This window comes from Maritimimonas sp. 2210JD6-3, assembly GCF_056591795.1.
In genome coordinates this window covers 152,207-165,194 of the sequence record NZ_JBWQOJ010000003.1, presented here as the reverse complement: position 1 = coordinate 165,194, position 12,988 = coordinate 152,207, and the positions used below count along the sequence as shown (strand labels likewise).

Below are 12,988 nucleotides of genomic sequence, written 5' to 3'. Positions count from 1 at the left end.
CAGCTAAAGCATACATTTATTTAAATGAACACGCCTTCTTGAAAGCGGGTGCAAATATAGAATGTATTTTATTATTTAGACAAGCTTTTAATCAACTTTTTTTTGATTTTTTTTAAAGTAAAATATAACCTGCTAATCAACAGCTAATTATTATGAGTTTTATCTATTTAAATTTTGTTTTTAGCAGAAATCTACATCTTCGTTCTAATACATTCTATTAAAGATGAGGATAGAAATTAATCTATTAAATAGTACATTTTTCAGGAAACCAAAATAATAACTATATATATTGTACATATTTTTCATTTGAAATATCTTTGCCGCTCATTTTAAATATAGGAATGATAAAGATTACACTGCCAGACGGCTCAGTTAAAGAATTTGCACAGCATAGCACACCTATGGATGTAGCAAAAAGTATCAGTGAAGGATTAGCTAGAAATGTTATTTCTGCAAAGTTTAATGGTATTATAGTTGAAACCTCAACTAAACTGACCGAAGATGGTGATTTAACATTATATACATGGAAAGACGATGAAGGGAAAAAAGCTTTCTGGCATTCATCTGCTCATGTTTTAGCGCAAGTAATATTAGACTTATATCCTCATGCAAAATTAACTATAGGACCCGCTATAGATAAAGGTTTTTATTATGATGTAGATTTTGGCGATGATTCTTTATCTGAAAACGATTTCAAAAAGATTGAAGACAAAATGCTTGCCTTTGCACGTCAGAAATTTGAATTTAAAATGCGCTCTGTAACTAAAGCTGATGCACTATCGTATTATAAGGAACAAAATAATGAATTTAAGGTTGAGCTGATTGAAAACCTTGAAGATGGAGATATTACTTTTTGTGATCATGCAGATTTTACAGATTTATGCCGTGGTGGACATATACCAAATACTGGTATTATAAAAGCTGTAAAAATCATGAATGTAGCTGGAGCCTATTGGCGAGGTGATGAAAACAACAAACAATTAACTAGGATTTATGGGATTTCTTTCCCAAAACAAAAAGAATTAACAGAATATCTTGCATTATTAGAAGAAGCTAAAAAACGTGATCATAGAAAACTTGGTAAAGAATTAGAATTATTTACTTTTTCTCAAAAAGTAGGTCAAGGGCTTCCATTATGGTTGCCAAAGGGAGCCGCTTTGCGTGAACGTTTGGAAAATTTTCTAAAAAAAGCACAAAAAAAAGCAGGTTACCAGATGGTGATCTCACCGCATATTGGTCAAAAAGAATTATATGTTACCTCAGGACATTATGCTAAGTACGGGGAAGATAGTTTTCAACCTATTCACACTCCTAAGGAAGATGAAGAGTTTTTATTGAAACCTATGAATTGCCCACATCATTGTGAAATTTACAAGCATTCGCAATGGTCATACAAAGACCTTCCTATTCGGTATGCGGAATTTGGTACTGTATATAGATATGAACAAAGTGGCGAGTTACACGGGCTTACTCGTGTAAGAGGTTTTACACAAGATGATGCGCATTTATTTTGTACACCCGATCAACTAGATGCAGAATTTAAAAATGTAATAGACCTTGTTCTCTATGTATTCGGATCGTTAGGCTTCGAAAATTTTACAGCACAAGTATCTATCAGAGATCCTAAAAATCCAGATAAATATATTGGAGATCTTACTAATTGGGAAAAAGCTGAGCAGGCAATTATTAATGCAGCTACAGACAAGGGCTTAAATTTTGTCATTGAAGAAGGTGAAGCTGCTTTTTATGGTCCTAAGCTAGATTTTATGGTTAAAGATGTATTAGGAAGAAGTTGGCAGTTAGGTACAATACAGGTGGATTACAACCTACCTGAACGTTTTGATTTAACTTACAAAGGAAGTGATAATGAACTACATAGACCCGTAATGATACATAGGGCGCCCTTTGGTTCTATGGAAAGATTTATAGCTATATTATTGGAAAATACAGGAGGTAATTTTCCGCTTTGGTTAACACCAGATCAGGTTATTTTACTGCCAATCAGTGAGAAATATGAAAATTATACTCAAAAAGTTTTAAATTTGCTAGAAAATTCCGAAATTCGCGCCCTCGTTGACAATAGGAACGAAAAGACAGGAAGAAAGATACGTGACGCTGAATTGAAAAAGATACCTTATATGATTATATTAGGTGAGCAGGAAGAAAATGAGAATAGCGTATCTGTTAGAAAACATGGGGAAGGAGATTTAGGAACATTTAGTATTGAAGATTTTGTATCTTTAATCAATAAAGAAATAAATCAAACATTACAACAATTTTAGTTTAACCGCTGTTCACAGCATAAAATTTTATAGTCATAGCAATAAGAAGAAGAGGAAACAGAAGACCTTGGAGGGTAATTAAAGAAGATCCGCATAAAATTAATGATAAGATTACTGCGCAAGAAGTGCGTTTAGTAGGTGACAATATTGATGTTGCTGTTTATACCTTATCTCAAGCAAAAAAAATAGCTGAAGAGTTAGGTTTAGATCTTGTTGAAATTTCTCCAAATGCTACTCCTCCAGTTTGTAAAGTAATTGATTATAAGAAGTTTTTATATGAGCAAAAGAAGCGAGAAAAAGCTTTAAAAGCGAAAGCCACAAAGGTTGTAATCAAAGAAATTCGATTTGGCCCGCAGACCGATGATCACGATTATCAGTTTAAGAAAAAACATGCGATTAAGTTTTTAAGTGATGGAGCAAAATTAAAAGCGTATGTTTTCTTTAAAGGTCGTTCTATCGTATATAAAGACCAGGGAGAGATTTTATTATTAAAATTAGCTCAAGAGCTTGAAGAATATGGTAAGGTAGAACAAATGCCAAAATTAGAAGGAAAGCGAATGACCATGTTTATTGCTCCAAAAAAGAAATAATAAAAATAAGTAAGATTAATATATAAAGCAGGAAGAACATGCCTAAAATGAAAACAAAATCTAGTGCTAAGAAACGTTTTAAAATGACGGGTACTGGTAAAATCAAAAGAAAGCATGCGTTTAAAAGTCATATCTTAACTAAGAAGTCTAAAAAACGTAAGCTAGCATTGACTCATGACACTGTGGTACACAAGTCTGATGAAATGAATATTTTAAAACAATTAACATTAAAATAAGCTTCGTCTTATTTTGGTAAATTATTAACCCTGTGTTTAGTGCTCATAAAATGGTTGAAATATATCTGCCTAACACAAAAAAATAAATAGTATGCCTAGATCGGTAAATTCTGTAGCCAAAAGAGCTCGTAGAAAAAAAATATTAAAACAAGCAAAAGGCTACTTCGGACGTAGAAAAAACGTTTATACAGTAGCGAAGAATGCGGTTGAAAAAGCAATGTTATATGCTTACCGCGATAGAAAAAATAACAAACGTAATTTTAGAAGTTTATGGATTCAGCGTATCAATGCTGGTGCTCGTCAACATGGAATGTCATATTCTCAGTTTATGGGTAAAATAAAAGCTAATAATATAGAACTAAATAGAAAGGTTCTTGCAGATTTAGCGATGAATAATCCTGAAGCTTTTAAAGCAATTGTAGAAAAAGTAAAATAAGCATAAATAAATCTTACTTATAAAAAATCCCGAGCTTAATAGCTCGGGATTTTCATTTTATACTAAAACTCAACTCTATATTTTCTAAATCTAGAAAACAGAGTTTGTTATTATTCTTTAATGATCTTAAAAACACCCACACCATCACCTACATAGGCTCTAATAAAGTATGCACCTGTAGGTAAATTTGATAAATCAATTGATGTTTTTAAATCAGAAGGCGAAAATAGTTTTAATTCTTGACCAAAAGCATTATAAACGGCTAAATGTCTTATCTCTTCTTTAGCTTCAAGTTGTAAACTACTTTCAACAGGGTTTGGGTAATATACAAACCCTTTTGCAATCAATTCATCTATAGATAAAACGGTAGATGTTACATTCATCACAAATACACCTTCAGGTTCATCTGCGCTATCGCTGGCATTACCCACATTAATATAATAATCTTCACCTAAAGTAGTAGTAAAACTAACACCTTCTGCCGTACCACTAATACCAGTATCTGCATTGGTTACACATGTAAAAGTACCACATGTTCCTGTATATACACCTATTTCAACGTTCCAACCTGTTGGAATAACTGTTACATTTAACTGATTACCATCTCCCGTAAACTTATACCAAACACCATCGTTCATAGAACCACAACCGGATGGATTAATAATACCACTATTATTTGTAGCCGTGGAAGCATCTAGATTCACTGAAAAAGGTATAGCACCAATTACTTCCGCATTGTCACAACTATCATTAGTAGGTACAACAGGTTCAGTACCGATACAAATATCAAACGTAGTATTATGATTATTAGCAGTACTATTGGTGAAGACCCTCACGAAATATGTATTCCCAACAACTAATCCATTGGGATCACTTGTATTTGGGTCACTACAAGTAACAATAGATAATGCATTGCAATCTCCAGCAACGCCTCCATCGTAAACTGCATGAAATAAGTTCGTAAAACTGCCAGAAATATTTAATAAACTTATTCTATGTGTAGTGGCAGTTGCTACAAATTTAAACCATACATCGTCGCCATCTTTATCTGATGTATTTGTACAGCCAGATGTTTCAGGCGAAGCTGTAGCTTCTAAAACCGTACCTGAAGTAGTAACACCACAAAGATAATTATCATTTACTGTAAGATTAATTGCATTCGAACACTCATCATTCGTAGGTGGTGCAATTTTTGTTTTAACAGAAGCACTAACCTCATATACGCTACAAAAAACGACAAGTGCTACTAATAGAATTATAGTTTTTCTTTTCATAAAATCCCCCTTTTTAATTTTTAGATAAAACACACTACTTAGTATTTACTATACTAACGTAAAATTAGAATAAAAATTATTCGTAACTAGCGAGCATTTATCTTTTTATAAACGATTAATTAACAATAATTTATTTACTCTTCATCAACAAAATAATCCATAACTGATTGACTCACGCCCATATTAGAGAATCCTCCGTCATGAAACAAGTTTTGCAATGTTACTTTTTTCGTCAAATCAGAAAACAAAGAAATTGTATAATCGGCGCAATCTTGCGCACTCGCATTACCTAAAGGCGACATCTTTTCTGCATACGCTATAAACCCATCAAATCCTTTTACTCCTTGACCTGCCGTAGTAGGTGTTGGTGATTGTGATATCGTATTTACTCTTACTTTTTTATCTCTTCCGAAGAAGTAACCAAAACTCCTAGCAATAGATTCAAGATACGCCTTATTATCAGCCATATCATTATAATCAGGAAATACCCTTTGAGCTGCCATATAGGTCAAAGCTACTATAGAGCCCCATTTACTCATAGCATCTTGCTTATATAATACATTCATCACTTTATGGAAAGATACAGCAGAAACATCCCAACCTTTTGTTGTAAAATCATAGTTCTGCTCTGTGTAGTGTTTTCCTTTACGAACGTTTACTGACATACCTATAGAATGCAAAACAAAATCTAACTTACCCCCAAGAATCTCCATTGATTTCTCAACTAAATTGGTTAGATCATCTAATGATGTTGCATCGGCAGGAATGATTTCTGAACCAGTTTGCTCAGCTAATTTGTTAATTGTACCCATACGCATCGCGATAGGTGCATTTGTTAGCACAAATTTTGCCCCTTCTTCATGTGCACGCACAGCAGTTTTCCAAGCTATAGAGTTTTCATCGAGTGCCCCGAAAATAATTCCTTTTTTTCCTTTTAGTAAGTTATACATTGTATCTCTTTTTTGTAATTAGTACTCACAAAATTAAATATATAATAATGATTATCCTAACAATTGTTTTGCATGCTTAATAGCAGAATCAACTATTACTTTTCCGCCAAGCATTTCTGCAATTTCAGTAACTCTCTCTTCTTTATTTAACTCTTTAATATTAGTTACAGTTGTATTGTCTATGTCTTTTTTAAATACTTTATAATGACAATTTCCTTTTGAGGCTATTTGAGGTAGGTGCGTAATTGCTATTACTTGCATATTATCACTCATTTTTTTCATAATTGATGCGATTCTATTCGAAACTTCTCCTGAAACTCCCGTATCAATTTCATCAAACAAAATAGTAGGAAGCTTGGTATGCTCGCCTAGCAAATATTTTACAGCCAACATAATTCTTGATAGTTCACCACCAGAAGCAACTTTTTTCAACGGTTCGAAACTAGAGCCCTTGTTCGCTGAAACTAAAAATTGAAGTTCATCTTTTCCATTTTTAAAGAACTTTTCTGACTTTATCAACCTTATATCAAATCGTGTATTCGGCATAGATAATTCTGCCAATAATACTTCTAGTTTTTGTATAAGATCTGGAATTGTATTTTTGCGTCTATTATGTAAATCATTAGCAAGAACATTTAGTTTTTTTTCAATTTGAATTAGCTCACTCTTTTTATCGTCAAGTATCTCGTTCGCATTTTCTACATTATGTACCTTAACTGATAAATCTTCACAGATTTGCAATAACGCTTTATTTGAACTAACACCATGTTTTTTTTGTAAATCATATATAAGCTGTAGTCTATCACTATAAGACGTTATCTCGTCTGGGCTTGCTGTAATATTTTCATTAGCTCTTTCAAGTTCATCAACAATATCTGTAAATTCAATATCTAAACTTATTATTCTACTGGATAACTCTTTATAATCTTCACTAAAGGAAGCGAGTTTAGTTAAATTTGCTTTAAAAGAATGCAATAACGTCTTAATGCCTAACTCATCATTATTTGCAGAAGCAATTGCTTCTTGAAAATTTTGCTTTATCTCTTCAATATTATTGAGTTTTTCTAGGGTATCTTCTAACTCAATTTGCTCTTCTGGTTTAAGATTAGCATCATTCAATTCATTAAACAAAAACAAGTTATAATCATATTGAAGATTCGCTTCTTGTTGTTCTTTAAGTAATAGTTCTAACTCATTTTTAGAAGTGTTATATTTCTCTAAGTTTAAACTATACTCACTTAATATATTTGAATTTTTAGCTAATACATCAATAATATTAAATTGATATGTAACGTCTGATAGCTGTAACGTTTGATGTTGTGAATGTATATCTATAAGCTTATTTCCTAATCCATTAAGTACATTTAATTTTACAGGAGTATCGTTTACAAACGCTCTAGATTTTCCGCTTGGTGCTATTTCACGCCTAATTATAGTAACTTCATCGTAATCAATATCATTATTTCTAAAAAAAGACAATAAGTTATAATGTGTTATATTAAATTCACCCTCAACAACACATTTTTTAGATTCATCTTTTAAAACTGATAAATCTGCTCTCTTACCTAATATCAAACCTAAACCTCCTAAAATAATAGATTTTCCAGCACCTGTTTCTCCAGTAATAGTCGAAAATCCATTCTTAAAAGTTACCTTTAAGGTATCAATCAATGCAAAATTTCTTATTGAAAGTTGTTGTAGCATTTAAGTAAGTATAATTAAGAAGTATATTAGAATTTATCAAACTTAACACATTTTATGCTATGTTAATTTTTTAAATTTTAATTTTTTCCCACTTTTCTATATAGGAAGGATATATTCTAAGAAGTGTTTCTTTTAGGTTAGCAGTATTTACCCTAGGGCCGTCAGAAAAAACATCAACTATCTCATCTGATTTGGTGTCCATAAAGACACGTAATAAAAAAGCATTCACCCTTCTATCATATACTTTTTTCATTTCTAAAACAGCCGATGCAATCGTATTTTTTGCTTCTTTTTTATTAGAACTCATAGCATCTAGCCCTTTTATATGATACTCATACATTGCTGTTCTAAACCCTTGAAAAGCTGGCGATAATATATTTTCATTAAGTTGATATCTTGTGTTATTGCCATCGACTCTGTTCCAACCTTTAAAACCTCCTTGTTGTGCTTGATTCACTACATTTTCAGCTTTTTTATGATATTCTTCACCACCTCTTAAGGCAAAAGTATCTCCATCAATACCTAAAATTGTATATACATAAAAAGTAAGTAACGATACTAAGTTCGAATCAAAACTATTCTCATTAAATATTAATGGTTGGAATTCACTATACGCAAAAGACACATCGTCATCTTTAAAATTGAACGTTGGCGTTTTGTAGGTTGAGCCAAATACGGGTCTCCTCATTTGAACTTGAATGTTTCCTCTAAATTGATTCGATGAAGGTTGTTCTAAAATATTAAAGATAATTGCGCAATCGATCTTCTCATGCGGTTTGTAGTTTTTAGAAGTCCATTTCGTGTTATTTACATAATCGCTTATGGCTGTTTCTAAATTTTCGAATATTTGTGTATTAGAACTTTGAACCTGTTCTGCATTGACAGTTACTATACAATTTAACTCTTGGCTAAACCCAGAAAAAGAGAGAAACAATAAAATAATAATTAAAAAACTACGCATTTATTCTTGAAATTATTTCTTTAAAAATATCTTGAGCTACTTCCTTTTTTGATTTTAAATCAAAAGCTTTCACATGTTCATTACTATCAATTATAGTTACTTTATTCGTATCTTTTTTGAATCCAGCTCCTTTATCTTGCAAAGAGTTCAATACGATTAAATCTAACTTTTTTCGATTTAATTTAGATATAGCATTTTCGATTTCATTATTTGTCTCAAGTGCAAAACCAACTAAAAATTGATCCTTTTTTTGTGCTCCCATTGATGCAAGAATATCTTTCGTTTTTACAAGCTCAATTTTCATATCATCATCTTTCTTCTTTATCTTCTTGTCTGCTATTTTTGCAGGTCTATAATCAGCAACTGCAGCCGCTGCAATCGCAACATCTACTGAAGTATAATATTCATGAACAGCGTTATACATTTGTTCAGCACTTTGTACATCAATTCGTAAAATAGCTGTGCTACTATCAATTTTAAGTGCAGTAGGACCACAAATTAGAATAACTTCAGCGCCTAATTCAGCGGCATATTTTACTAGTTCAAATCCCATCTTACCAGATGAATGATTACCTATGAATCGCACAGGATCTATAGCTTCATGTGTTGGTCCGGCAGTAATCAACACTTTTTTATTGTATAAAGGTAAGCCAGATCGGATATTTTGCTCTACAAATGCTAGAATATTTTCTGGCTCGGCCATACGCCCTTCTCCTACTAATCCGCTTGCGAGTTCTCCACTTTCAGCGGGTATCATTACATTACCAAAACCTTGTAGTTTATCTAAACTCGTTTTTGTAGAAGGGTGCTTATACATATCTAAATCCATAGCAGGTGCAAAATACACTTTACACTTTGCTGAAAGATAGGTTGCCAATAGCAAATTATCGCAACTACCATTTGCCATTTTCGATAAGGTATTTGCCGTTGCTGGAGCAATGACCATAAAATCTGCCCAGAGCCCTAGTTCTACATGATTATTCCATAGCTCATTTTCTTCTTCTTTATCGTAAAAAGTAGAATGAACTGGGTTTTTAGAAAGGGTAGAAAGGGTAAGTGGAGTAATGAAGTCTTTTGAAGCAGGAGTCATTACAACTTGTACATTTGCTCCTGCTTTTATAAATAGTCTAACTAAATGTGCTGTCTTATAAGCAGCAATGCCGGCAGTAATGCCTACTAATACATTTTTACCGCTTACAACAGACATTTATTATTTTTCTTCAGATGGATTTCTGTAATAAATCTCACCTTCTAGCCATTCTTTAACAGCTAAAGCTGTTGGCTTAGGTAATTTTTCGTAAAAACGAGAAACTTCAATCTGTTCTTTATTTTCAAAAATCTCTTCTAAACTATCATTATGAGTAGCAAATTCTTCTAACTTATCGATTAGTTCTTTCTTTAAGTCTTCATTAATTTGAGTTGCTCTCTTCGCCATAATAGCTATCGACTCATAAATATTATTTGTGGGCGCTTCTATCTTATTTTTATCATAAGTTACTGTAGTAAGCGCAGCATCAGAATTTTTATAATCCATTTGTTGTAACTGTATTAGTAATATTTAGTTCTTGTAATGTTTTTTTAGTACTTGCAAGCTCTTTATTTAAATTTTTAAGATTCTTTTCAAGTTCTTTTATATATTTTGACTCCGGAAAATTCTTTTTGAACTTCTCATACGACGCGATAGCATCATTCAATCGTTTTTCCTTTTTTAATAGCACGCTATTTATAGCCAAATCATTTGAAGCTTTAAATCTGTAATACATAGCATCTTCCTTTAAAGATGAGCCCAAGTACTCGATTAAAAAATTATCGAAAGCAACAATTGCTGCATTGTAATCGCTAGTATAAGGCGCTATGCGGTAGAATTGCTTCGCAATTTCAAATGATTTTTTTTCTAACCTAAATGTTAAATCATCATAATACTTATTCGCTAACTCAACGTTCGTATTATTAGGGTACTTATCGATAAAATTTTGTAACGATTGTAGCGCTTTTTGCGTGTCTTTTTGATCTCTACTAAACTTAGGTGTGTCTAGATATTGACTTTCAGCAACTAAAAATGATGCTTCTTCAATTTTCGAGCTGTTTGGATAATTAGCAATAAAACGATTGAAGTAATACGAAGCTAACTCATAACTTTTAGTATTATAATTAGACATTGCTACCATAAACTGAATACGCTCTAATTGAGGTTTTCTAGCATAACTAGGTATTACCTTTTCAAAAAGCGCGATTGCCTTATTGTACTTACCGTCTTCATATAATTTAGTAGCCATTTTATATTGCTCATCGGTTTTACCATTATTTAAAACCTTTTGATATTCACTACACGATACTAACGTGAACATCACAATCAATACAACTACTATTTTCTCAATTTTTAGCATCCTGCAAAATTACTTAATAAAAATGGATTATAAAACTATTTTTTCGCTTGTTAAAAGGCAAAAATAAATAGGTTTATCACTTAACAAATAAAAGTGTCGCTAAAAATTTGTTAATTATTTAAGCCCCTTGAGTGTCTGGGGCTACAGACGATGTTACCGTTAGCTGTTTTATATCATTATCAAACAGGTATAGACCACCCTTATCATTTCCAATAAGATTTATTTTATCTAGAATAGTTCTTGCCAATGCTTCTTCTTCAATTTGCTCTGCTACATACCATTGTAAGAAATTATGGGTAGCATAGTCTTTTTCTTGTAAAGTAATGTGTACCAATTCATTTATAGCATTCGAAACCATTACCTCATGATCAAAAAGTGTCTGAAACATTTCTTTGAAAGATCCGAAAGAAACTGGAGGTGCTTTTAGTGTAGAAATTGTTGCATGCCCTCCTCTTTCATTAATATATTTCACTAATTTCAACATATGCATGCGTTCTTCGTCTGAATGTGCATACATAAATTGCGAAACTCCTTCAAAACCTAATGTTTCAGCCCAACTAGCCATCGCTAAATACACTTGAGACGATTCTGCTTCAATAGTTATTTGTTCAATTAGTGCTTTTTCTATTTTTTTACTGAGCATTATTCATTTTATTTAGATTAATAATTATCTATAAATTTACTAATTTTTTCTCTAGAAGAAGCCGTTGCTTCGACTAAAGGTAGTCGCACATAGTTTTCGCATATACCCAACTTTTTAAGTACTGTCTTAACTCCGGCAGGGTTATTTTCTTCAAAAATGTACCCAATCAAATCCATCATTTTATAATGTAATTCATAAGATTCTTTTGCCTTGCCTTCTAATCCTAATCGAATCATCTCAGAAAAATCTTTTGACATTGCTTGACCAATAACCGAAATTACTCCTGATCCTCCTGCTAAAGTTACTCCTAAAGCCAGATCATCGTCTCCCGAAATCACTAAAAACTCTTCAGGCTTATTTTTCAATAATTCTAGGTATTGATGTACATTATTACCGGCTTCTTTTACAGCTATAATATTCTCAAAATCACTTGCCAACCTCAATGTTGTTTTAGGTTCCATATTTTTAGCTGTTCTACCAGGTACATTATACACTATGATAGGCTTTGGACTCACTTTAGCTATCGCTTTGAAATGTTGATAAAATCCTTCTTGAGTTGGCTTATTATAATAAGGTGCAACTGATAAAATCGCATCAAATGCAGACAAATCTGTTGCTTTAATCTCATCTATAATTGCTTGGGTATTGTTACCTCCAATACCTATAACTAAAGGCAACACACCATTATTTACTTCGATTACTTTTTCTCTGACAGCCGATTTTTCTTCAGGAGTAAGGGTAGCAGGTTCTCCTGTTGTACCAGAAACTACCAAATACTCAATTCCGTTAGCAATTTGATGTTTTACTAAGTGCTCAAGCGCATCAAAATCTACACTTTTGTCTTGTTTAAAAGGTGTCACCAATGCCACACCAGTTCCTATAAATTGTTTCATTATTATATTAATTGCAAAATCTTTAAATATTTTGCTAGTTCATCATTAAAAATATCTACTTTATTGCTATCAACTGCTACTGTAAAATGGTACATATCTGCTACTTCTTCATTAGCATAACTAACTTTCAATTTAGCTTTTGATAATAGTGCTACCAAATTACCTTGTACACTATCAGAAGCACAATAATTAATTAAAAGATCATACTCGGTATTTACAAAATCTCTAAGATTTTCTGCCTTGAGTTTACCATACATTCCAAAATCTTTTTCGGTAAATGTATTATAATGCTGCGAGACAAAATCGTCATTTAAATTTTCAAAAATAATAATCTCAAAATCGCGACTTGGCTTCTCAAATTTCTGACTTAAATTTCTAGAAATATCATATCCTCCAAACAATCTAGAACTTGCTAAAACACCTATCTTACCAATTTTTTCTGGTGTACCAACAGTTCTTTTTTTTATTTTTTTATACTCTTTGTTATAAAAACTTCTAGTTGTTTTCTCTTTTAATCCTTTAAAGTTCATCAAGTGTTGGTGTGGTAAAAGTAATTATTTGATCAAAATCTATGTTGCCTAGTTCTCAATTTAAACGAATACTTTAGTTGTGTTAGTATTTTAACAAGACGC

The 12,988-nt window shown here is 32.0% G+C and carries 14 protein-coding genes; 4 read left to right on the top strand and 10 right to left on the bottom strand.

Annotated elements, in window-relative coordinates:
• Window positions 1-341 precede the first annotated feature (341 nt).
• The 4 genes from thrS (at window position 342) to rplT (ending at window position 3,544) form a co-directional block, all read left to right on the top strand.
• Window positions 342-2,282, top strand: coding sequence for a threonine--tRNA ligase (thrS, locus tag AC1EUY_RS03225; RefSeq protein WP_480194054.1), 1,941 nt, complete (start codon window positions 342-344; stop codon window positions 2,280-2,282).
• A 77-nt stretch (window positions 2,283-2,359) separates the two neighbouring features.
• Window positions 2,360-2,872 carry a translation initiation factor IF-3 gene (gene infC / locus AC1EUY_RS03220; RefSeq protein ID WP_480194060.1) on the top strand — a complete coding sequence of 171 codons (513 nt, stop codon included), beginning with the start codon at window positions 2,360-2,362 and terminating at the stop codon, window positions 2,870-2,872.
• Window positions 2,873-2,910: 38 nt separating this feature from the next.
• Window positions 2,911-3,108 (top strand): 50S ribosomal protein L35, encoded by a 198-nt coding sequence (gene rpmI, locus AC1EUY_RS03215; protein ID WP_480194053.1) that lies wholly within the window; start codon window positions 2,911-2,913, stop codon window positions 3,106-3,108.
• 91 nt (window positions 3,109-3,199) lie between these two features.
• Complete coding sequence (gene rplT / locus AC1EUY_RS03210) at window positions 3,200-3,544, top strand: 50S ribosomal protein L20 (RefSeq protein WP_480194052.1); 345 nt, start codon at window positions 3,200-3,202, stop codon at window positions 3,542-3,544.
• A 110-nt stretch (window positions 3,545-3,654) separates the two neighbouring features.
• Here rplT and AC1EUY_RS03205 read toward each other — a convergent pair whose 3' ends face one another.
• From AC1EUY_RS03205 to AC1EUY_RS03160, 10 genes are all read right to left on the bottom strand, one after another.
• Entirely contained in the window at window positions 3,655-4,818 is a 1,164-nt protein-coding gene (locus AC1EUY_RS03205) for a T9SS type A sorting domain-containing protein (protein ID WP_480194051.1), read from the bottom strand.
• A gap of 134 nt (window positions 4,819-4,952) precedes the next feature.
• Window positions 4,953-5,768 carry an enoyl-ACP reductase FabI gene (locus tag AC1EUY_RS03200; protein WP_480194050.1) on the bottom strand — a complete coding sequence of 272 codons (816 nt, stop codon included), beginning with the start codon at window positions 5,766-5,768 and terminating at the stop codon, window positions 4,953-4,955.
• A gap of 51 nt (window positions 5,769-5,819) precedes the next feature.
• The gene (gene recN / locus AC1EUY_RS03195; protein WP_480194049.1) at window positions 5,820-7,472 is read right to left on the bottom strand and encodes a DNA repair protein RecN; all 1,653 of its coding nucleotides are present in this window, start codon (window positions 7,470-7,472) and stop codon (window positions 5,820-5,822) included.
• Between the two features lie 70 nt (window positions 7,473-7,542).
• Window positions 7,543-8,433 carry a type IX secretion system protein PorD gene (gene porD / locus AC1EUY_RS03190; RefSeq protein WP_480194048.1) on the bottom strand — a complete coding sequence of 297 codons (891 nt, stop codon included), beginning with the start codon at window positions 8,431-8,433 and terminating at the stop codon, window positions 7,543-7,545.
• A complete protein-coding gene (gene coaBC, locus AC1EUY_RS03185) occupies window positions 8,426-9,640 on the bottom strand; it encodes a bifunctional phosphopantothenoylcysteine decarboxylase/phosphopantothenate--cysteine ligase CoaBC (RefSeq protein ID WP_480194047.1) in 1,215 nt (404 codons plus the stop codon). The genes porD and coaBC overlap by 8 nt, the downstream gene beginning before the upstream one ends.
• A 3-nt stretch (window positions 9,641-9,643) precedes the next feature.
• Entirely contained in the window at window positions 9,644-9,967 is a 324-nt protein-coding gene (locus tag AC1EUY_RS03180; RefSeq protein ID WP_480194046.1) for a DNA-directed RNA polymerase subunit omega, read from the bottom strand.
• Window positions 9,957-10,820 (bottom strand): outer membrane protein assembly factor BamD, encoded by an 864-nt coding sequence (locus tag AC1EUY_RS03175; RefSeq protein WP_480194045.1) that lies wholly within the window; start codon window positions 10,818-10,820, stop codon window positions 9,957-9,959. The genes AC1EUY_RS03180 and AC1EUY_RS03175 overlap by 11 nt, the downstream gene beginning before the upstream one ends.
• Window positions 10,821-10,938: 118 nt before the next feature.
• The gene (locus AC1EUY_RS03170) at window positions 10,939-11,463 is read right to left on the bottom strand and encodes a ferritin (RefSeq protein WP_480194044.1); all 525 of its coding nucleotides are present in this window, start codon (window positions 11,461-11,463) and stop codon (window positions 10,939-10,941) included.
• A gap of 17 nt (window positions 11,464-11,480) precedes the next feature.
• Entirely contained in the window at window positions 11,481-12,356 is an 876-nt protein-coding gene (dapA, locus tag AC1EUY_RS03165) for a 4-hydroxy-tetrahydrodipicolinate synthase (protein WP_480194043.1), read from the bottom strand.
• A 2-nt stretch (window positions 12,357-12,358) separates the two neighbouring features.
• Window positions 12,359-12,886 (bottom strand): DUF6913 domain-containing protein, encoded by a 528-nt coding sequence (locus AC1EUY_RS03160; protein ID WP_480194042.1) that lies wholly within the window; start codon window positions 12,884-12,886, stop codon window positions 12,359-12,361.
• Window positions 12,887-12,988 lie beyond the last annotated feature (102 nt).